Genomic DNA, 20,011 nt, shown 5'->3' on the forward strand with positions numbered 1-20,011 from the left:
ATCCGGGTCAAGGTGCAGGGGTAAGCCGGAACAGCGCCCCCTCATATTCGGAGGCAAACCAGATACTGCCGTCGGGCGCTTCGCGAATGTCGCGAACCCGCCCGGTCAGCGCATGCCGCAGCTGTTCTTGCTCCTGAAGCGGTGTGCCATCAAGGCGCGCGATATAGTCGAATTTTAGAGAGCCAATGAACATATCACCGGCCCATTGCGGCCAGAGTTTGCCGGAATAGACCAGCATCCCAGACGGCGCAATGGATGGATCCCAATAAAATGCGGGTTGTTCCATTCCGTCCTTGGCAGTGCCCGTGCCGATCCGGGTTCCCGAGTAATTGCGCCCGTATGAAATCACCGGCCAGCCGTAATTTGCGCCCTTACGAATCTGGTTGACCTCATCGCCGCCCTTTGCGCCATGCTCCACAGCCCAGACCTGACCGGTATCATCAATCGCCAGACCTTGCGGGTTTCGATGGCCATAGGACCAGATTTCCGGACGGACGGTTGATTGGCCAAGAAACGGGTTCCCCGCAAAAGGCGTCCCATCACGGTTAAGGCGCAGCACGGCCCCTTGCAAACTGTTGAGGTCCTGCGCGCTGTCACGGTCGCCGCGCTCCCCTGAGGTGAGGTAAATAGAGCCGTCATCGGCTTCTCGAATACGGGAGCCGAAATGCCGCCCGCCATCAGCGCCGGGAACCTGCAACAACACTTTTGAATGGGTGATGCGGCTGGCATCCTTTGACAGGGTTGCACTGACCAGTGCGGTGCCTGACCCACCATTGTCCTGTCGCGATAGGGTCAAAAGGATTTCCTGGCTTTCATTGAAATCACGGGGCACCAACACGTCCAGCAAACCACCCTGCCCGACCGCGGAAACTTTGGGTAAGCCTTGGATGCGGGATTTTGCACCGTGTGTGACACGGTATAAAATGCCTTCACGGTCGGTGATCAAAACGGACCCGTCTGGCAGGAAATCAAACCCCCAAGGCACATCAAATCCATCTGCCATTCTGGTGATCTTCAATGATCCGGTGCTGGTCTCCATCACTTGGGCCCATGAGGAAGAAGCCATCGCCACAAACGCGCCGGTCAATATGGATGCCAGTATCGGATGTTTCATCGCCTCTTCCTCTTTCCTGCTTGGGCTGCAACCCTGTCACGGGTTAATTATGATACGAAATGCCCTCCTGTCGGATCACATTTGCGCGGGGCTATCTGCCTTTGAACAGCCCGCCCAGTATACCGCGCACAATGCGACGACCGGTGGTCCCTTTTAACTCCTTGATCACGGCTTCAGACATGGCCGAGGCAAAGGTGTCTTGTGTCCGATAGCTCCGCGAGGTCGACCGGCCCACACGCCCACCGGAAAAACGCCGGGCGGCGCTGAATTCCCGCGCCATGGGGGTTGGGTCCTCTTCTGCCTTCTGCTCGGCAATTTCGGCATTCCGGGCGGCGTCTTCTGCGCGTTTTTGCAAAATCTCATAGGCGGAAAGTCGATCAACCCTGTCATTATACTTGGACGCAAGGTCGGATCGGGACAGAATTTCAGCCCGCTCTGCCTGTGTAATGGGACCCAACTGTGTGCTGGGCGGGCGGATCAGGGTGCGCTGAACAACGCCAGGGATGCCTTTTTTCTCAAGCAGTGAGGTCACCGCTTCACCAACCCCAACCTCGCGAATGGCGTCTTCGGTGGAAAAGTCCGGGTTCTCGCGATAGGTCTCGGCAGCCAGTTTCAGATTGCGTCGGTCGCGTGCGGTAAAGGCGCGCAACGCATGTTGTATGCGATTTCCGAGCTGGCCCAGAACATCTTCGGGCACATCTGCAGGTGACTGGGTGATGAAATACACACCAACCCCTTTGGAACGGATCAGGCGCGCGACCTGCTCAACCTTGTCGATCAAAACCTTGGGTGCATCATCAAACAGCAAATGTGCCTCATCAAAAAAGAAGACAAGGCGCGGTTTCTCGGGATCTCCTACTTCGGGCAGTTCTTCGAAAAGTTCGCTTAGCAGCCAAAGAAGAAAGGTCGAATAGAGCCGCGGCGACGCCATCAACTTGTCGGCGGCCAGAATGTTTACCATGCCACGCCCGTCAGCTGAAATGCGCATCAGATCCGAGAGCGCAAGCGCCGGTTCGCCAAAGAAATCATTGCCGCCCTGGTTTTCCAGAACCAGCAAACGGCGTTGAATCGCGCCGATGGATGCAGTCGAGACATTCCCATAGCGCAAGGACAGATCCGCCCGGTTTTCTCCGACCCAAACCAACAGCGCCTGTAGATCTTTCAAATCCAGCAGCGGCATGCCTTGTTCATCGGCAAGGCGAAACGCGATGTTCAGAATACCTTCCTGGGTTTCGCTCAACTCCAGCAGGCGCGACAGAAGCAGCGGCCCCATTTCTGCCACAGTTGTTCGCACCGGATGGCCCTGTTCCCCAAAAAGATCCCAGAATGTTACCGGGCAATCGTGATAGTGATAGTCCTGAAAACCAATCTGGGCTGCCCGGCTTTGAAACGCATCATGCAGCTTTTGCGTATCACTGCCCGATTTTGCAAGGCCGGACAGGTCACCTTTTATGTCGGTGAGAATCACGGGCACCCCTAAATTGGAAAAGCTTTCGGCCAAAATCTGTAATGTTACAGTTTTGCCAGTTCCCGTTGCGCCTGCAATTAGGCCATGCCTATTCGCGAATTTGGGGTTAAGTGACTGCTTTTGAGAATGATTTTCACCACCGCCACCAATGAATATTTCATGAATCATACGCGTCTCCGGCCTTTCCGTGATCGAATATCATTAGAAACACATGATTAACGAATTCCAACTAGCGTTAAAGGTGACCAACGAAACATATGCGGATGTGTCGCTGGTCATTTCCTCCCTGTCAGACTGGTCGTGCCTAGTGCACGACCATTTTTTTTGTAATTACAGGCAGAACAGCCCATAAGACATCTCCGCGCAGGAAAAGTTCGCATGGCTGCCCGAAAACTGTCATTTTCTTGTCATTGACTGTTGACCGGATTGCTCCCCTCTCGTAACGTTCACTCAATAACTAAGTCGGCCAGTCCGACGGGGAGATCCAATTCAAAAGGAAACCTTCGGGTTTCCTTTTATTTTTTTCCGCATCAGGTCCTGCGGCGGGCCGAAACTTTTCAGCACATTCGGCATTTGCAAAACAACGCGAGGGCGTGGATATGCCACTGACACCGGTGCTGTTGCATGTTAAACCCGCTGACGGAGAGACCTTCATAATACAAAGAGGCATTCATGTTTAAGTCCCTGACGCCAATTTCCCTGGCGGTGATGCTGGCAGCAGCCGCGCCCGCAGCAATGGCACAAGATACAGAGACGGCAGCGCCCGAAACAGCAGCAGAGCAGGACGCACCCCAAGACAGTCAATCCGACGCCGCTTCGACCGGTCCGGCATTGGATCTGGGTCAGCCGGTTCAAGACGGCCCGCGACTGGGTGAACGCTATTCCAAAGAGCAACACGGTGACTGGGATCTGGCCTGTGTAAAGACCGAAGCGGAACAAGACCCGTGTTCGCTGTTGCAGATCGTCGTCGACTCGCAAAACAATCCGATGGCTGAAATGTCACTGTTCCGTCTGGAACAGGAAGGCAGCCCTGCCGTTGCTGGCGCAACCGTAATTGTGCCGCTGGAAACCCTGCTGCCTGCTGGGCTGACTGTCTCGATTGATGGGGCACCGGCCAAACGATACAACTACTCCTTTTGCAACCCGCTCGGATGTGTGGCGCAGATTGGTCTGACCAAGGAAGACATCGACGCGTATAAACGTGGCAAAGAGGCTGTTATGACCATTCGCCCTGCCCCTGCGCCAGATCGTGTTATCAATATGAAACTGTCGTTGAGCGGCTTTACCGCCGGTTACAATGTTGTGGATGTGGTAAAACAGTAACCGTCCAGGACGACAGGAAAAACACGCAACGAAAAAGGCCGCGTTTGATGTTCAACGCGGCCTTTGTTGTGTTTGGAGGTGCTGTCTAGATCGCGCGCAGCGCAAGAACGGCGTTCAAGCCGCCAAACGCAAAAGCATTGCTGAGAACCACATTGACCTTTGCTTCACGCGCTTCGTTTGGAACAACATCCAAAGCGCATTCCGGGTCGTTTTCCTCATAGCCGATTGTTGGCGCGATCACGCCGTCACGCAGCGCCATGATACAGGCCAGCAGTTCAACGCCGCCGGTGCCTCCGATCAGGTGGCCGTGCATGGATTTTGTTGATGAAATCATCAGATTGTCCGCATGCGGGCCAAAAACGTCAGCAACCGCAGCACATTCCGTTTTGTCATTGGCCGCCGTACCGGTGCCATGGGCATTGATATATCCGACCTCGGACGGATTAATACGTGCATCGGACAAAGCACCGGCAATCGCGCGTGCTGCGCCTTGTTTGCTCGGCATTACAATATCCGAGGCATCCGATGACATGGCAGAGCCAATCACCTCGCACAGGATTTCTGCTCCGCGCGCCTTGGCGTGTTCGTATTCCTCGAACACAAAGATACCCGCGCCTTCGCCCTGCACCATTCCATTGCGGTTGGCGCTGAATGGGCGACAGGCGTCCTTGGACATCACACGCAGGCCTTCCCAGGCTTTTACGCCGCCGAAACACAACATGGATTCGGAGCCACCCGTCACCATTGATGGCGCCATGCCCGACCGCACCATCTGGAAGGCTTGCGCCATCGCGTGGTTCGAGGACGCACAGGCCGTAGAAACGGTGAAACTTGGCCCTTTGAGGTTATACTCCATGGACACGTGGCTGGCGGCCGCGTTGTTCATCAATTTTGGCACCACAAACGGGTGCACTCGGTTCTTGCCGTCCTCGTAAACCGAACGGTAATTGGCATCCCAGGTTGAAACCCCGCCCCCGGCGGTGCCCAGAATGACGCCGGATCGTGCAGCGAGATCGCCAACAAATTCCAGGCCGGATTGCGTAATTGCCTCTTTGGCCGCGATTAAGGTGAATTGGGTGAACCGGTCATAAAGCGCCATTTGTTGGCGGTTGAACCGCCCGTCGGTTTCAAATCCGCGCACCTGGCCGCCGATTTTGATCGACAAACGGTCCACGTCCTGAAATTCCAATGGGCCGATGCCGCAACGGCCTTCGCTCATTGCGGCCAACGTTTCGGGCACCGAGTGGCCCAATGCGTTGATGGTTCCAGCTCCGGTGATGACTACGCGTTTCATTGCTAATTCTGGCTTATTTTTCGGAAATCAGCTTTTCGATGCCCGCGATAATCGCCGCGACACTCGAAATATCAAAGTCGCTCTGCTCCGGTTCGTTGGCATTAAAGGGAACCGAAATGTCAAAGGCTTCTTCGATGGCAAAGATGCTCTCGACCAGACCCAGGCTGTCAATGCCAAGATCTTCAAGAGTGCTGTCCAGTTTAACGTCGGAGGGTTCCAGGACCGCCTGCTCGGCGATGATTTCAATGACCTGATCCTGAATGCTCATAGGGCCTCTCCAATCCTTGGTTCTTGTGTTGATGTAGCGGCAGGTTGTTTATTTGAAAACAGCCTTTTTCAGCGCGTCGATATCGCGCATCAGCCTCGGCAAACGCCGTTGTGCCTTATACATCTCAGTATGTGTCTCCATTTTGACAGCCGGGTATCCAAGGATCACACGGCCTGCGGGAACATTGGACAAAATGATCGAACTGCCGCCGGCGATGACGCCATCGCCGATAAAGATATTGTCACTGACACCAACTTTTCCACCCAGAACCACATTATTTCCGATCTCAACTGAACCGGAAACCCCAGCCTGTCCACACAAAAGACAGTCGCGGCCCACACGGGTGTTGTGGCCGATATGAACCTGGTTATCGAGCTTGCTGCCATCGCCGATAACCGTGTCGCGAATGGTTCCATTGTCGATTGTAACGTTCGCGCCAAGCTCAACGTTGTCGCCGATGCTCACAGCTCCCAGCGAGTGAATACGTTCCCAGGCTTGGGCCTTGACCTCTCCCTGATCGCCAAGGGACTCGCGGGCTTTTTCGACGCCGGAGACTTCGGGGGTGACATAGGAAAACCCATCACCGCCCACCCGTGCGCCGGGTTGAGCGCGGAAATGATCGCCGATTGTTGCGCGTGCACCGATGGTTACCGCTTCCCGCACATAGGCACCCGCGCCCATGGTCACGTCAGCCCCTATGAAACACTGCGGACCAATTACAGAGCCCGCGCCGATTTTTGCACGCGGGCCGATGACCGCAAGTGGGCCAACGGTAACGCCGTCGTCCAGCTCCGCTGTCGGGTCAATAATGGCAGAAGGATGAATGCCGTCACCAAAGTGCTGGCCCGGATCAAGCTGCGCGGTGATGCCCGCCATGGCCATGCGGGGCCGCGTGGCAAAAATGGCCGCCTTTAGTCCGAAAGACTGCCAATCAGCCCCTTCCCACAAGATCGCGGCTTCCGCATTTCCATCATTCAGCTTTTCGGCATATTTGGGATCCATCGCCATGGACAGAAGGCCAATGGCGCCATCCTGTGGCTCACTGGCGCCGGAAATAACCAGATCCAGATCTCCGGCGGCCTCGGCTCCAAGGGCCTGTGCAATCTCGCGAACAGTGAACATCGGGGCCTCTCCTCAAACTGTTGGATTGGCCCCGATCTTTACCCTTGAACGCCGGGCAGCGCCACCCCTGCTCGTTCCAATGCAGCCCAAACTTTAGCGTCACGTCCGTATACATCACGACGGAATTCCGCCGGACCTTTGTTCGGAACAAAAGCGGTGCGATAGATGATGTGGACCGGTACGTGTTTTTCCAGTTCCACCTTGGTTTCCTTGCCGGATTTCAGGATACGTTGGAAAAAGGCCTGGGGATCCTCGGTCTGTTTTGCCAATAGCGCATAGGCAAATTCAAATGGCTGATGCAGTCGGATGCAGCCATGGGAATAGGCGCGTATCTCCCGCGAGAACAGGTGTTTCTCGGGCGTGTCGTGCAGGTAGATGTTGTATTTGTTCGGGAACATGAATTTGACCAGGCCAAGCGCGTTGCGGGTGCTTGGAGGCTGCTTCATGGCAAAGGGGAACGTGCGCGCAGTGTATTGCGAGAAATCCACTGATCCGCGGTTCACAACACGACCACGGCTGTCAGTGATCTGCAGGTGGCGCACCGCATTGGGATTTGCGCGCAGCTTGGGCAAATACTCCTTGGTGATAATGGAGCGCGGCACATACCAGCTTGGATTGATGACCATATGTTCCATCACATCCGAAAACTCGGGCGAGCGGCGGTCGCTCACGTTCTTGCCGATAACAGAACGGGTCTGGAAGGTGATTTCGCCATTGTCCACGATCTTGGCGCTAAAGTCTGTCTGGTTGACCAGAACATGACGTTCGCCGCGTTCCGGCGCCAACCAGCGTTCGCGCTCCATCGCAACGATGATAGATTTCAACCGCTCACGTGCGGTGACATTGATTTCCTTGATGGTGCCCTCTCCGGCGACTCCATCCTGTTCCAACCCATGGGTGGCCTGGAAGGTCATAACCGCATTGGAGAGCGCCGCATCATAGGTCGCGGAGGCACTGCGTGCCAAATAGCCCATCCCTATCAGCCGGTTGCGCAGCGCAATAACTCCCGCGCCGGTGTCGCCGGGTTCATATTTACCCTGAGGCACGGATTTGCCCCAGCCGCCATTGGTGGCGATCTGCTCAAGGCGGAGTTTTTCCCGCATCAAAGCGCGGTATTGGGCGGAATCCGGAACCAGCGACCGCATATAAGCCGCAGGCTGGCTGGCCTGTAGTCCGGCCAGCAGAACATCTGCTTCCAGCGTAGCCTTTTTGCGCACCATCCCATCATCGATGCGAGACGGAACCAGCAGACCTGTTTTCATGTCCCTTGCATAATGGACAAACGCCTTGCTGAGTGCGGCTTCGACTTCGCCAAGGTCACGGGTGGTTTTGACAGATTTCAACTGGTTCATCAGATCTGCGATCACATCGCTTTGATCCGGAAGACCATGCACGGAAGCATCTTCCAGCGCACGCAGCAAGGCCTGGCGTCGCAGCTTTGACGCCTCGTCCGAGCCGGTCCAGATCGCCTGATACCCATTTGCCCGATAAAAGGCCGAAACATCGCTATCGTCAGATGCGGCCTCGGCTACGGCCTGTTTGAACGCAGTGACCTGAGCCGTCACCGGTCCTGCCCCCAATGTAAAACCGCCCATGGCCAATGCAAAAAGCCCGGCTTTGATCAACTTTGAAGACGTGGGCACAGCAACTTTAGACATAGATGGGTCCTTGACTGAAAATCTATTACTTAAGGTAATTCCCGTTCGATAAGGGACATATTGACGGAATCCAATCCCTCATCCACTCACATTTTGTAATATACAGCGAATAAGTTATCAGCCGGTGCATGGCGACAGTAGCGGATGGCTGCCCCACTATTCAGGGGGGAATTCCGAGTGCTTCGTCCCCTTTTGCGCAATTTTTCGCCTAAATTTAGCATGATTAAACCGTTGTGATAAACAAATGTTGGCAGATGATTCTCGCTGTGCAATAGCTCTTTGCATAGCAACGGGACGTAATAACGGGTTCGTAACATCGAGCCTGAGGCAGGACTAACTCGCGTACGGGACGGCGCAGAATATATGGCAGAAACCAAAAACAACGGGTTCACCCGTCGGGCAATCTTGGGCGCATTTGCGGCAACAGCAGTTTCCGCGGCACCGACTTTTTCCAATGCAGCTGGGCTGTTACGCGGTGCGGGCGACATACGACGCATTCGCATGTACTCCGGCCGTACCGGTGAACGTCTGGACATGATCTATTGGATCGAAGGCCAGTATATCAAAGACGCGCTGAAGGAAGTGAACCACTTCATGCGGGATTGGCGCTCTGACCAAATTAAAACCATCGACACGCGCACAATCGATATTATGGCGGCGTCCCACAATCTTTTGGATGTGAGCGAGCCGTATTTGCTGCTGTCTGGCTACAGAAGCCCGCAAACGAATGCGATGTTGCGCAGCCGGTCCCGCGGTGTGGCGAAGAACTCACTTCATATGCAGGGTAAAGCGGCAGACCTGCGCCTGTCCTCCCGGAGCGTGTCGCAGATGGCTGCTGCCGCTCAATCCTGCCATGCAGGTGGTGTTGGCAAATATTACGGGTCCAACTTTGTGCATATGGACTGTGGCGTTGTGCGCAGCTGGCGCGGTTAAGAAACGTCTTTCCATAGGTCTAAATGAACCCTGCCATTCCGGTGGGGTTTTTATTTTGGGAAACAGCTGTTTGCTCAATTGTCCCGGTACATCCGAAGCGATGGAAATTTGGTAATTTTTCCGTTGCAGTAGTCCGGTTGCAAGGATATACCGCGCGAACAGGCACCCGTAGCTCAGCTGGATAGAGCGCTGCCCTCCGAAGGCAGAGGCCAGAGGTTCGAATCCTCTCGGGTGCGCCACTACCCCAATCTGTGTGATATTTCCCTGCTCTAGTCTATCCTCTCAACAAGGCGGGCTTCGGTACTGGGGACAATCGGTACGCGCTGGATACCGCAGCAGATCCCCTGTAAAATACAAAAATCCGGGCGATGAGGCCCGGATCAAGTTTAGCCAGCTCCAATCCCTTTTGAGCGACGTGTCAAAGCGCGGCCTGATAGATCGCGCGCGCGTCGTCTTCTGTCACCGGCCTTGGGTTGTTTATCAGAAGTCTGGTCTGGTTCATCGCGTCAGAGGCCAGCTTATCCAGATCCTCTTCGCGGATGCCGACGGATCTTAACCCCGGTTCCAGACCAAGCTTGGTGTTTAATGCGGCCAACCGGTCAATCAGATCTGTAGCAACGGCCAGGTCGTCGCGGTGGGTATCAATATCCGGGAAGATGATCGGTGCAAGCTCAGCATAGGAGGCCGCGGCAACCGTCACATTGAAACGCATAACTTCGGCCAGAACCAATGCGTTGGACAGGCCGTGGGGGACCTTGAACAGCGCCCCGATTGGATAGGCCAACGCGTGCACAGCTGCCACCGGTGAATTGGCAAAGGCCTGCCCGGCCAGCATGGACCCCAAGAGCATTGCCTCGCGCGCGCCGCGGTTGCCACCGTCTGTGACGGCGGTCCGGATATTGGTCGACAAAAGCCGCAGCGCCTCAACCGCCAAGGCTTTGCTGACCGGGTTTGTATTGGCGTTGGTGGATGTATAGGCCTCGATTGCGTGGACCATTGCATCGACACCCGTTGCAGCCGTGACAGACGGTGGCAATCCCAGTGTCAGTTCAGCGTCCAACAATGCAATATCGGGAAGGATAAGGGGCGAGCTGATCCCTTTCTTTTCGGACGTTCCGGTGGTCAGGATCGAGATGGGTGTAACTTCTGAACCGGTTCCAGCCGTAGTCGGCACCAGAATGAGCGGTACGCGCTGGCCGCGTGCCTGGCCAACACCGTACATCTCTTCAAGGTTTTGGTCAGATCCCAAAAGCAGCGCAACAACTTTTGCCACATCCATCGAAGAGCCCCCGCCAAATCCGATCACGGCCTGGACCTCGGCAACGCCCGCCAGCGCAGCCGCCGTTTCGACCGTGGAGGCTTTGGGGTCCGGTTCAATCTCGGTAAATTTTATGACCTTGTAACCCGCCGCCTCCAAACTGGCCAATGCCGGATCTGCCAGTCCAAGCGCCATCAACCCAGGGTCAGTGACAAACAGCAAGGGCGCGCCTTTGGATAAGGGGACCCCAGCCAAAACCGAAGCGATATCCGCCGCGCCACCGCTGCGAACGACAACCGAAGCCGTTGTATTAAAGTTAAAATCGCTCATGTTGGCGCCTCCTTCAGGCTACTTCGGCTTGGGGCATCAGGCTGATCTGTCCCCGTTCAATCGAATACACCTTGTCGACCACCTTTTCAGAATGCGTGTAATCGGATTCAGAGATCAGAACTGACAGGTGCTCTTGCCTGAGGTCGCTGATGACCTCCATCAAACGTTGGGCCAGCGCCGGGGCGACACCTTCGAAGGGTTCATCCAGAAGCAGCAGATTTCCTCCGGCGACCAAAGCACGTGCCAAGGCCACAAGTTTCTGCTGACCACCCGATAATGTCATGGCCCGCCGGTCCGCAAAGCGGCCGATTTCCGGCATCAGCTCATAAACCCATTTCAACCGGGCCCGGTCCTGATTTCCCGTGGCCCACAGCGAGACCAGGATGTTGTCCTCGACGCTGAAATGGGGCACCAGTCGGCGATCTTCGGGCAGATATCCGATGCCCAGTTCCGCCCGATGATGTGCTGGCATGCTGTGCAGGGACTGGTGCTCGAATTGGATAGAGCCCTTGTTCAGCGGCAAAGCCCCCATAATGGCGCGCATGAGTGTGGTTTTCCCGGCGCCATTTCGACCGATCAGTCCAACGGTGGTTCCGGTCTCGATCTCTAACGAGACATCTCGCAGGATCGGGATACCTTGGATGGACAGGCTTGCATTATCAATCGTAAGCATCAGTGAACGCCTCCCTGGACCTTGGATGAGCGGTGTATTTCACCACCGATGACAAATTCGCGCACCTTTTCGTTGGCCAGCACCTCGGCTGTTGGGCCATCGGCAAGGATTGTCCCCTCGTAGAAGGCTACCACACGGGGAGAGAAAGTTTCGACGATCTCCATGTCATGTTCAATAAACAGAACCGCAGTCTGGGTGGATTTGAGCGCAGCAATAAGCGTGCCCATAAATTCCATTTTTTCATCTGCGGATACGCCGGATGTGGGTTCATCCAGGAACAAAAGTTCAGGTTCGGCCACGGTGGCCATGGCTATATCCACCAGCTTTCGCACGCCCTGGGCCAGAACGCCAACCTCGCGCTGTGCATGATGGGCAATGCCAAAGCGGTCCAGCAGTGCCATGGCCTGATCTTTCAGCGCCGCCGTTACTGCTGGGCGCAACAAGGCGGGCCGCGCGCCATTTGCAATTGTAAGCGCAATCAACATGTTGTCGATCACAGACAGTTCGGCAAAAAGCTGTGGGATCTGGAAAGACCGGCAGATCCCCTTGCGAGTAATGTCCCGGGTTGGCAGGCCAACCACGCTTTCCCCGTGATATAGAATTTCGCCCGAGGACGGCGGCAGGTAGCCGGTGACCATGTTCACAAATGTAGTCTTGCCTGCGCCATTCGATCCGATCACGCCCATGACCTCTCCGGCGTGGATCTGAATGTTGATATTATGTGCGGCCACAACCGCTCCGAACGTGCGCTTCAATGCGCGGGTTTCCAGAATAACAGTCATATCACTCTCCGGGTTGGACCGCGCCGTCCGGGCTTGGCCCTTGGGCTTTGGGTTTGCGGCCCATCAGCGACCACAGACCTTTGGGCAGGAAGATGATGGTCAAAAGCATGACGGTGCCAAGGATCATCTGCCAGGTGTTGGGCGACAGCTCGACCGCATAGACCCGCAGGATTTCCAGCAGGAAGGTGCCAACCAAAGGCGCGATGATATTGCCGGTGCCGGCAAGGATCACCACAAAGACAAAGGCGCCGGATGTCGTCCAATTGGTCATCTCAGGATCCACGTGACCCAGCGACAAGGCCCAGAGAACCCCGCCAATCGACGACACGCAGGCCGCAATCACATATGTGACATGCACCGCATAATGCGCTGAAGAACCAAGGTATTCCACCCGCAGCTCATTCTCGCGGATGGCCTCGTTTATCATGCCCAATGGCGAGCGCAGCACGCGGTTCAACACAATGGCACAAATCACGGCCAATCCTGCCGTCAGCGCATAAAGGGTCATCCGCGCGGCGTCCCCTTCGGGGGCAAAGAACAGATAGGTCGGAACCGGCAGGTTAAATCCATCCGTTGATCCAAGCCCCTCGGAGGAGCTGAGGAGCCCATAAAGGATCATGGAGACCGCAAGCGACAGCATGGCAAAGAAGATCTCGCGGTAGCGGCGCAACAGGAAGCCGAGGACGACGGACACTACCAAGGCCGCCACGACACCCAAAACAAGCAGGACAAAGAAGTCTGAAATCCCAAGGAACTTACCGGCCATCCCGGCAGCATAGCCGCCGACGCAGAAGTAAAGCCCCTGTCCAAAGCTGACCAGCCCTGCCCGCATCTGGATCATCACGCCCAGGGCCACCAAACCGGTGCCAAGGGAGACTTGGATATAGTTCACCATCCAGGACGGCAGCAGCAGCGCAGCGGCGATCAGCACGGGAAATGCGACGATCAGCGCCCATTCGGTTTTATCAGCTCGGATCATATCTTGCGCCCTTCTGCGATGGCAAACAGCCCATAGGGTTTGACGGCCAGCACCGCTGCCATGACGAGGTAGATCGAAAACAGCTCGGCCGGCGGGTAAAGATGCACGGAGGTTGCGCGCGCCAGACCCACGATCAAAGCGCCAATGACAGCTCCCGGAATGGACCCCATGCCGCCGATCACAATCACCGCAAAGGCCATCACGATAATCTCGGCGCCGATGCCGGGGACCACGGAAATCTCGGGTGCGGTCAGGGCGCCGCCAAGCGCGCCGAGAGTGGCACCGACCAGGAACGTGACGGTAAAGAAACGGGTCACATTGACCCCCAATGCCCCGGCCACTTCGCGGTCCTCGATCACCACCAACAGCAATTTTCCCACCCGCGTATGGGTCAGTCCCCAGTAAAGTGCTGCGCCACAGATAACAGCCACGCCGATGATCATGAACTTATATCCCGTATAGGGAATGCCCATAATATCAATGGTGCCGAGCGCATAAGCAGGCTGCCAGGCCACATAGCTGTCGGTGCCCCAGATCAGCTTGGTCACGTCTTCCAGGATCAGGAACAGCGCATAGGTCACCAGAACCATCAGCACTTCGTCGCGTCCATACATGAACCGCAAAACGCCGCGTTCGATCACCAGGCCTGCTACCGTGCCTGCAAGCACTGCCATTACCGGAATGATAAGAAAGGCCAGCGCCACGGTTTGTCCCGTCTGCATATAAAGCCCGATGGCCCAGGCCGAGGAATAGGCCCCGAGGGCGTAAAACCCTCCATGGGCGATGTTAAGGATGCGCATAACGCCGTAAATCAGCGTCAAGCCCACCGAGGACAGGAACAGCCAGGCGGCAAAGCCCAGGCCGTCCACTGCGATCGCGACCGCAGTCAACATGTGGTATCTCCGTCGTTCAAGACGCGGCTGCGTCTTTGGTTTTCTTTGGAAAAGAGGGCCGGATCTGGACCGGAAGGGGGAGGTCAGATCCGGCGGGGCCGCAGCACCGAGATGGTGTGGCTCGGAGCAGCTGCGGCCCGATTGGCTTAATTGCAGCTCGCGCCGTCAAAACCCGCGTTGATCCATTCGATCGAGATCTTCCCTTCCGGCGGGTTCACGCAGGTCGCATCATAGCGGATGATGTCGACCAGGCTGCCTTTGCCGTCTTCGGTCAGTTTGAAGGTACCATAGGCCGTGTCCTGAATGGCCTGGTGTCCTCCGGCCAGTGCCATGGAAACCTTGCCTGACGGCCCTTCCCATTCCAGTCCGGCCAAGGCGGTGATGATGGCGTCTTGTGAGGATGCACCTGCCTTGTCCGCGGCAGATTTCACACCCAACAAAGCCTGCGCCATTTTATAGGACGGGTATGTGGGCAGCGAGCCGAATTTCGCCTCATAGGCTGCGCGGAACCAGTCGTTCAGCGCGCTGTCCGGTGCCAGATCCCCATGCGGGCCTCGTGCGCCGATAATCGTGCCGTCGGGGATCTGTTTGGCCAGGCTGTGCATCGCGGTTTCACCCGCTGTCAGAACCACTTTGGAGCGTTCAAACACGCCCCGCGCGGAGCCTTGGATCACAAAGGCTTCCATGTCGCCACCCCAGAACGAGGAATGCACGATATCGGGGCGTTTGGTCAAAATGGCCGAGATTTCAGAGCCATACTGACCTGCGTAGACCTTGGGGTATTGCTCGGTCACGATTTCAGCCTTGGACGCAAGCTGCGCCATGGAGGCAGAGAAATCACGCCAGCTGTCCTGCCCCCAGGCGTAGTTCTGGTTGATGCCGGCCACCCGCTGTGAAGCGGCACCAGTGTCCATCAGGTATCGTGCGGCGGCCACGTTATCCATGGTCGCGGTGGCTGCGGTGCGGAATGTGTATTTTGGTTCGGTGACAATCTCTTCGAAGATCTGCGGCGTGCCACAGTCAAACAGGACCGTCAGCTTTTTCAGCTTCTCAGCCTCGGGCGCGATGGCTTTGCAGGATGAGGATGAGATGTAGCCCAGCACCAGCTCCACACCGTCTTTTTCCACGAGTTTCTGGAAGTCGGCGTTTTTCTGTTTGGAATTTTCATCAACATAAATCGGCGCAATGGTGTCACCAGCCAGCCCCGGGGTGTTGTAGGGCGCAGGCAGGCTGCCATCGTTGATTGCCTCAATCACCAGTTCGGCGGCGTTTCGTGCGGGCACGCCAAACGGTCCGGCTGCGCCGCCGGACAGGAAGGTTACAACGCCAATTTTCACCTCGGCGGCCGCGGCCGGCAGGCATAGCGCTGCCGATGCAGCCAGGGTTGCGGTGGTGGTCAGAATGCGGGTCTTGATCCCCATGGGGTCCTCCTTGTTCTCACTTCGGGAAGACCTGCGCGATGGGTCTTGCACCCTGTTTGGATGTGCAAGTTGCAACCGCGGCTCCCCCCGATGTTCCCTCCTCGGAACTGAGAGCGAACCTGCCGATGATTGCGCCGAGATCCTAGACGAACACTCACACCAGGCTGAGCGGTTTGCGCCCATCGGCATAAACCGATGAGCGGTTGCCGCTCAGTCGGTCGGCAGGTCTTCGGGCCCTTGCGGCCAGATCATGGGCGGCGCATAGACACGAATGTCGCCAAGCACCATCTGCGCCGGAGGAAAGGCTTGTGAGGGCTGCGTACGTCCAATGGCCTGCACCTGAAGCATTTGGTGGTGTTTGGGATCCATGGTTGATCGAAAACCTTCGGGATCTTCGGGCAGTGCGATGCTCAGGTTTTCCAGAGCATGGCGAAGGCGTGCCTTGTCGTCAGTCCCCCCAGCAAGACGTACGGCTTCGGCGATGACCATGATCCCGGAATATGCGCCCTCAGCTGCGTAGCTGGGATACCGCCCTGCCCGTGCATGAAATTCCTGCACAAACGCCCTGTTCGCCCGTGTCTGTGGCCAGTTGAGATGATGACGCGCCGACAGGACAAGACCTTCTGGCATATCCGCGCCAAGCTCGGCCAAGATCTCATAGTTTCCGCCGGTGTCAAAATTCATGAACTGAACCTTGTCGAACAGGCCAAGCTGGTCCGCCTGCCTCACAAAGGTCACCAGATCCAGTCCCCAATGGGCGTTAACGACAATGTCGGGCGCATCTTCAATCAGCTGCTGGATGTAAAGGCTGTAGTCATCGTCAAAAAGCGCGGGCCAGTAGACCGATGAAAACGCATAATCCACCCTCTCAAAATCCAGAAAATGGCGCAGGTCTTCATAGACTTGGTAGCCATAGTCATAATCCGGTCCGATAAAGCTGATCCTTAGGGATGTCGCCGGATGTGTCTCGGCGATATACATAGCGCCTGCCCGGACGGATTGGCGTGATCCATTGGTGACCCGAAAGTAATAGGGATGAAGACGCGATGACACCAATGTGGGGGATGCGTGGTCTGTTCCGATCAAAAACGTCTCACTTTGGCGGGCGTATTCTGACACGGTCAAGGCAACGGTTGAACTCACGATGCCACAGAGGAAATCCACGCCATCCTCTTCGACAAAGCTCCGGGCAATTTGCAGCGAACGCAGGGATTTCGAGCGGCTGTCGCGGACGTCTACGTCGATCTCCAGTGTTTCGTATTCCTCCCGGATACGATCAAGCGCCATTTCGATGGCAACAATGGAATCCCGCCCATAAAGTCCACCTGACCCGGATAACGGGTAAAGACATCCCACTTTTACTTTGACCGGCTCTGCTAAGGCCGGGACCACGGTTGTCAGGGACAGCAGAAGAATGCAAAGAAATCTCATGTCAGACCAAGCCGTTGCATCTTCCTCTTCAGGGCGTGCCGCGAGATACCCAGCGCTTCGGCGGCTACGCCTTTTCGACCGCGGGCTTTGGTGAGCGCATCCTGAACAAGGGCCCGTTCGATTGTCGCCATCTGTTCTTCGATATTTGCATCCACAGCCGGTTCCGATGCAAACATTTCCCGCGGCAAATGAGCGATGTCGATCATTGCGCCCGGGTTCAAAATGGTCTGGCGTTCCACCAGGTTTTTCAGTTCTCGGACGTTTCCGGGCCAGTCATATGTTGCCAGCTGGTCCCGCGTTGCAGGGCTGAGCCGGATCTGTTTGCATCCCATTTTGCGCGCATAATTTCGGGCAAAGCTCATCCACAACAGTTCGATGTCTTCGCGTCGCTCTCGCAAAGGCGGCACGTCCAAAGGGAGGTGCTCCAACCGAAGATGCAGGTCTTTTCGAAACCGCCCCTGGGCGGCACATTCGCCCAGATCTGCATTTGCAGCTGCGATGATGCGCACATCAGGGCGCACAACACGGCCACCGTATTGACGCAGAGTTCCGCTCTCGAGAAAGGCCATGATCCGGGCCTGCGCCACCTGTGACAGCGCCTCGATCTCATGGAGAAACAGCGTGCCGCCATCGGCCACTTCTATCAGCCCGCGACGATGCAATTCATCCTGGCTGCCGAAAAGCTCGGTTTCGATCTGTTCCCCGACAAGAGTGGCGCAGTTGATCTCTACAAACGGGGCGTCTGCACCACAGGCTTTTTGATGCAGGTCGCGGGCCACCATCGCACGCCCAACCCCCAGTTCGCCGCGCAGAAGAACCGTCCGCACGCCAGAGGTAGCAGCCCGTTCGATCAGGCTCCGCAACATGCGCATCTGCGGGCTATTGCCCAATAACGAGGCCTTGTCCTGCGCGCTTTCCTCAACCGATGTGACTTCGGGACCGTCCTGCGCCCGCGCTGTTGTCTGCTCAATCAGCTGGATCAGATCATCCATGTCCAGGGGTTTTGACAGGTAATCCGCAGCGCCGAGCTTTACCGCTTTGACCGCATCCTGGGTTGCGTCCAATGCCGACATCATAATCACCGGAACCGAAGGTAAATCCGCGCTGAGCGATTTCAACACATCCAGACCGGAATGGCCGGGCATGCGCACGTCCAGCAAAACAAGATCCGGCACTTCTTTTTGGGCCAGCTCATATCCCGCGCGTCCATTATGGCTTTCAAGGCATTCATACCCGGACTGGCGCAAGGCAAACGCAATGGAGCGGGTCAGCTTGATTTCGTCATCAATAACCAGGATGCGGGGTTTCATGCTGCGGCCTCCTTTGCGGCGTCGGGAAAGGTCAGGGTCACGGTGGTGCCCTCACCCGGACGGCTTTCGATCCGAATTTGCCCGCCATTGGCGCGTGTCAGTTCAGCCGTGACCGCAAGACCAAGACCGCTGCCGCCGGATCGGGTGGTGAAAAACGGGCGCATGACTTTTTTCAATGTTTCGTTGTCCATCCCTGCGCCATTGTCTGCCACCGTGATAACAGTCGCCGCATCAAGGCGCAGAACCTTCAGAGAAATCAACCCACCGTCGGGAACGGCCTGGATCGCGTTCAGAACGAGGTTCAGCAAAATCTGACGCAGATGGGCCGGGTCTATCAGAAGCTGCAGCTGGGAATCCCCGCCAAGGTTCAAGGTAATATTGCGTTCCAGAACCTGCGCCGAGGTCAGCGTCCTGAGACCACGAAAGGTGTCCCGAACCAGAACGTTTTGCCGTTTGGGCGTCGAGGGGCGCGCATATTTCAGAAATTCTTCAATGGCGCGGTCGACGCGTTCGATCTCTCCGGACATTTCGTCATACATTTCAATGCGCTCGGCCACCGTCTCACCGCGTTTCAACCCGTAGATCGTGGCCGCAATAGTCGCGAGCGGATTGCGGACCTCATGGGCTATTCCTGCAGCCATATTGCCAAGCGCGGCGCGGCGTTCGATATCCACACGAGAGTTGATCATCGCGCGGATCTGTCGGCGCATATGGTTGAAGGCACGGGCCAGACTGCCCAGTTCTCCCGGCCCGTTTTCGGGCACATCTGCGGTGAAATCCCCCCGCGACAGCGCATCAGCCCCGTCCTTGAGAGGGCGCAAATAGCCCGTCAGACGGTTGGAAAGCTGGAAAAACAGAAACCCCAAAGCCAGAACCAGCGCAAAGGACAACACCAGCAGGGTCAGCCGCAAAACCTGTCGACGTTCGTTCAGGCTGTGGCTCTGCGCTACAAGATTGACCTTCCATCCGGGAAGAATGGGGTCGGAGAAATGAACCACCTCTCCTGCGGGTTCAATTTGGCCGGTTGCGTTCAAATGGATGCGGTCAAAAATCACCAGTTGCGGGCTTTTGATCCCGGTCAGGATCAGGGGGGCCATCTGCTCGGTCAGCGAGTTCAGCCTGAGCTTCATGCCAACATAGCCAAGCTGGGCACCGTTTACTGATACAGGCACGCGGATCATCACCATGCCAGGCAGACCGTCCTTGGGCAAAACAGGACCAATGACGTCTGCTTGTTCAAATCTGACAAACGGGGTTGCCGGGGCACGATGTGCCGACCTGCTTTGGCTTTGGGGCACCGTTGCCAGAAGCGTTTCGTCCAGGCTACGCAGCTCAATCGCATAGACATCGGGACTGCCCGCTTCGAGTAACAGGAAATCGAACAAGGTTTCGGTCATCTCCGGGGTGCCTGAGGCCAGAAACTCTGCGGTCTGGGGAAGATCGGCAATGTTTTCCAGGCGGTTGAGTTGGGCACGAAGGAAACTGCCCATCCGCACCGCAACGGCCTGCACTTCTGCTTCGGTCCGGCTGCGTGAAATCGTGTCGATCAGGCGCACACTGTAGCGGTCGTAAAGAAAGGCGATCACCACAAGCGGAACAATCGCGGCCACAAGGGCCGCGAACATGTAACGCCGCGCCAGATTATTGTGCCGCCAGAACATAGTGTCCGTCGATCCGCCTCCCACAGTCCGCTGAGTGTAGCGACGCAACGGCCAATGGAAACCCCGCAATCCGCAATAATACGAGCGCAAACC

General features: G+C 56.6%; 17 protein-coding genes and 1 tRNA gene. 3 read left to right on the plus strand and 15 right to left on the minus strand.

Translation table 11 applies throughout. The annotated features are described in order from the left end of the window. Nucleotides 1-7 precede the first annotated feature (7 nt). Entirely contained in the window at nt 8-1,114 is a 1,107-nt protein-coding gene (locus ACXAEW_RS15320; protein ID WP_474942143.1) for a PQQ-dependent sugar dehydrogenase, read from the minus strand. A 91-nt stretch (nt 1,115-1,205) separates the two neighbouring features. Continuing rightward, nucleotides 1,206-2,750: a helicase HerA-like domain-containing protein gene (locus ACXAEW_RS15325; protein ID WP_474942144.1), complete on the minus strand. Its 1,545-nt coding sequence runs from the start codon at nt 2,748-2,750 to the stop codon at nt 1,206-1,208. Between the two features lie 504 nt (nt 2,751-3,254). Here ACXAEW_RS15325 and ACXAEW_RS15330 point away from each other — a divergent pair. Continuing rightward, nucleotides 3,255-3,905, plus strand: coding sequence for an invasion associated locus B family protein (locus ACXAEW_RS15330; protein WP_474942145.1), 651 nt, complete (start codon nt 3,255-3,257; stop codon nt 3,903-3,905). A gap of 85 nt (nt 3,906-3,990) precedes the next feature. Here ACXAEW_RS15330 and ACXAEW_RS15335 read toward each other — a convergent pair whose 3' ends face one another. The 4 genes from ACXAEW_RS15335 to ACXAEW_RS15350 are packed head-to-tail and all read right to left on the minus strand — an operon-like array spanning nt 3,991 to nt 8,247. Further along, nucleotides 3,991-5,199, minus strand: a complete 1,209-nt coding sequence (locus tag ACXAEW_RS15335; RefSeq protein ID WP_474942146.1) for a beta-ketoacyl-[acyl-carrier-protein] synthase family protein — start codon at nt 5,197-5,199, stop codon at nt 3,991-3,993. Between the two features lie 13 nt (nt 5,200-5,212). Then, nucleotides 5,213-5,467, minus strand: a complete 255-nt coding sequence (locus ACXAEW_RS15340) for an acyl carrier protein (protein ID WP_474942147.1) — start codon at nt 5,465-5,467, stop codon at nt 5,213-5,215. 48 nt (nt 5,468-5,515) lie between these two features. After that, a complete protein-coding gene (gene lpxD, locus ACXAEW_RS15345; protein ID WP_474942148.1) occupies nt 5,516-6,589 on the minus strand; it encodes a UDP-3-O-(3-hydroxymyristoyl)glucosamine N-acyltransferase in 1,074 nt (357 codons plus the stop codon). A gap of 38 nt (nt 6,590-6,627) precedes the next feature. Next, nucleotides 6,628-8,247, minus strand: coding sequence for a L,D-transpeptidase family protein (locus ACXAEW_RS15350; protein ID WP_474942149.1), 1,620 nt, complete (start codon nt 8,245-8,247; stop codon nt 6,628-6,630). Nucleotides 8,248-8,610: 363 nt separating this feature from the next. On the opposite strand from ACXAEW_RS15350, the gene mepK reads away from it, so the two are divergent. Next, a complete protein-coding gene (mepK, locus tag ACXAEW_RS15355) occupies nt 8,611-9,180 on the plus strand; it encodes a peptidoglycan L,D-endopeptidase MepK (protein ID WP_474942150.1) in 570 nt (189 codons plus the stop codon). 162 nt (nt 9,181-9,342) lie between these two features. Next, nucleotides 9,343-9,419 (plus strand) — tRNA-Arg (locus ACXAEW_RS15360). Between the two features lie 179 nt (nt 9,420-9,598). On the opposite strand, the gene ACXAEW_RS15365 is transcribed toward ACXAEW_RS15360, so the two are convergent. The 9 genes from ACXAEW_RS15365 to ACXAEW_RS15405 all read right to left on the minus strand — a co-directional run bounded on the left by ACXAEW_RS15365 (nt 9,599) and on the right by ACXAEW_RS15405 (nt 19,882). Continuing rightward, entirely contained in the window at nt 9,599-10,768 is a 1,170-nt protein-coding gene (locus tag ACXAEW_RS15365; protein ID WP_474942151.1) for an iron-containing alcohol dehydrogenase, read from the minus strand. A gap of 13 nt (nt 10,769-10,781) precedes the next feature. After that, on the minus strand, nt 10,782-11,441 hold the full coding sequence (locus tag ACXAEW_RS15370) for an ABC transporter ATP-binding protein (RefSeq protein WP_474942152.1): 660 nt from the start codon (nt 11,439-11,441) through the stop codon (nt 10,782-10,784). Then, the gene (locus ACXAEW_RS15375) at nt 11,441-12,223 is read right to left on the minus strand and encodes an ABC transporter ATP-binding protein (RefSeq protein WP_474942153.1); all 783 of its coding nucleotides are present in this window, start codon (nt 12,221-12,223) and stop codon (nt 11,441-11,443) included. The genes ACXAEW_RS15370 and ACXAEW_RS15375 overlap by 1 nt, the downstream gene beginning before the upstream one ends. A 1-nt stretch (nt 12,224) precedes the next feature. Continuing rightward, nucleotides 12,225-13,202, minus strand: coding sequence for a branched-chain amino acid ABC transporter permease (locus tag ACXAEW_RS15380; protein ID WP_474942154.1), 978 nt, complete (start codon nt 13,200-13,202; stop codon nt 12,225-12,227). Further along, on the minus strand, nt 13,199-14,095 hold the full coding sequence (locus tag ACXAEW_RS15385) for a branched-chain amino acid ABC transporter permease (protein WP_474942155.1): 897 nt from the start codon (nt 14,093-14,095) through the stop codon (nt 13,199-13,201). The genes ACXAEW_RS15380 and ACXAEW_RS15385 overlap by 4 nt, the downstream gene beginning before the upstream one ends. Nucleotides 14,096-14,241: 146 nt before the next feature. Next, a complete protein-coding gene (locus tag ACXAEW_RS15390; protein ID WP_474942156.1) occupies nt 14,242-15,516 on the minus strand; it encodes an ABC transporter substrate-binding protein in 1,275 nt (424 codons plus the stop codon). Nucleotides 15,517-15,726: 210 nt separating this feature from the next. Next, complete coding sequence (locus ACXAEW_RS15395; protein WP_474942157.1) at nt 15,727-16,947, minus strand: ABC transporter substrate-binding protein; 1,221 nt, start codon at nt 16,945-16,947, stop codon at nt 15,727-15,729. Continuing rightward, nucleotides 16,944-18,257 (minus strand): sigma-54-dependent transcriptional regulator, encoded by a 1,314-nt coding sequence (locus ACXAEW_RS15400; RefSeq protein WP_474942158.1) that lies wholly within the window; start codon nt 18,255-18,257, stop codon nt 16,944-16,946. Before ACXAEW_RS15400 ends, ACXAEW_RS15395 begins: the two co-directional genes overlap by 4 nt. Then, nucleotides 18,254-19,882 carry a sensor histidine kinase gene (locus ACXAEW_RS15405; protein ID WP_474942159.1) on the minus strand — a complete coding sequence of 543 codons (1,629 nt, stop codon included), beginning with the start codon at nt 19,880-19,882 and terminating at the stop codon, nt 18,254-18,256. The genes ACXAEW_RS15400 and ACXAEW_RS15405 overlap by 4 nt, the downstream gene beginning before the upstream one ends. Nucleotides 19,883-20,011 lie beyond the last annotated feature (129 nt).

The sequence above is a fragment of the Epibacterium sp. ABZ3_068 genome (genome assembly GCF_056159265.1).

What these genes read in the sequence shown, in the direction of transcription:
- ACXAEW_RS15320 (WP_474942143.1), bottom strand. Translation starts at nt 1,114, where the DNA reads ATGAAACATCCGATACTGGCATCCATATTGACCGGCGCGTTTGTGGCG.
- ACXAEW_RS15325 (WP_474942144.1), bottom strand. Translation starts at nt 2,750, where the DNA reads ATGATTCATGAAATATTCATTGGTGGCGGTGGTGAAAATCATTCTCAA.
- ACXAEW_RS15330 (WP_474942145.1), top strand. Translation starts at nt 3,255, where the DNA reads ATGTTTAAGTCCCTGACGCCAATTTCCCTGGCGGTGATGCTGGCAGCA.
- ACXAEW_RS15335 (WP_474942146.1), bottom strand. Translation starts at nt 5,199, where the DNA reads ATGAAACGCGTAGTCATCACCGGAGCTGGAACCATCAACGCATTGGGC.
- ACXAEW_RS15340 (WP_474942147.1), bottom strand. Translation starts at nt 5,467, where the DNA reads ATGAGCATTCAGGATCAGGTCATTGAAATCATCGCCGAGCAGGCGGTC.
- lpxD (WP_474942148.1), bottom strand. Translation starts at nt 6,589, where the DNA reads ATGTTCACTGTTCGCGAGATTGCACAGGCCCTTGGAGCCGAGGCCGCC.
- ACXAEW_RS15350 (WP_474942149.1), bottom strand. Translation starts at nt 8,247, where the DNA reads ATGTCTAAAGTTGCTGTGCCCACGTCTTCAAAGTTGATCAAAGCCGGG.
- mepK (WP_474942150.1), top strand. Translation starts at nt 8,611, where the DNA reads ATGGCAGAAACCAAAAACAACGGGTTCACCCGTCGGGCAATCTTGGGC.
- ACXAEW_RS15365 (WP_474942151.1), bottom strand. Translation starts at nt 10,768, where the DNA reads ATGAGCGATTTTAACTTTAATACAACGGCTTCGGTTGTCGTTCGCAGC.
- ACXAEW_RS15370 (WP_474942152.1), bottom strand. Translation starts at nt 11,441, where the DNA reads ATGCTTACGATTGATAATGCAAGCCTGTCCATCCAAGGTATCCCGATC.
- ACXAEW_RS15375 (WP_474942153.1), bottom strand. Translation starts at nt 12,223, where the DNA reads ATGACTGTTATTCTGGAAACCCGCGCATTGAAGCGCACGTTCGGAGCG.
- ACXAEW_RS15380 (WP_474942154.1), bottom strand. Translation starts at nt 13,202, where the DNA reads ATGATCCGAGCTGATAAAACCGAATGGGCGCTGATCGTCGCATTTCCC.
- ACXAEW_RS15385 (WP_474942155.1), bottom strand. Translation starts at nt 14,095, where the DNA reads ATGTTGACTGCGGTCGCGATCGCAGTGGACGGCCTGGGCTTTGCCGCC.
- ACXAEW_RS15390 (WP_474942156.1), bottom strand. Translation starts at nt 15,516, where the DNA reads ATGGGGATCAAGACCCGCATTCTGACCACCACCGCAACCCTGGCTGCA.
- ACXAEW_RS15395 (WP_474942157.1), bottom strand. Translation starts at nt 16,947, where the DNA reads ATGAGATTTCTTTGCATTCTTCTGCTGTCCCTGACAACCGTGGTCCCG.
- ACXAEW_RS15400 (WP_474942158.1), bottom strand. Translation starts at nt 18,257, where the DNA reads ATGAAACCCCGCATCCTGGTTATTGATGACGAAATCAAGCTGACCCGC.
- ACXAEW_RS15405 (WP_474942159.1), bottom strand. Translation starts at nt 19,882, where the DNA reads ATGTTCGCGGCCCTTGTGGCCGCGATTGTTCCGCTTGTGGTGATCGCC.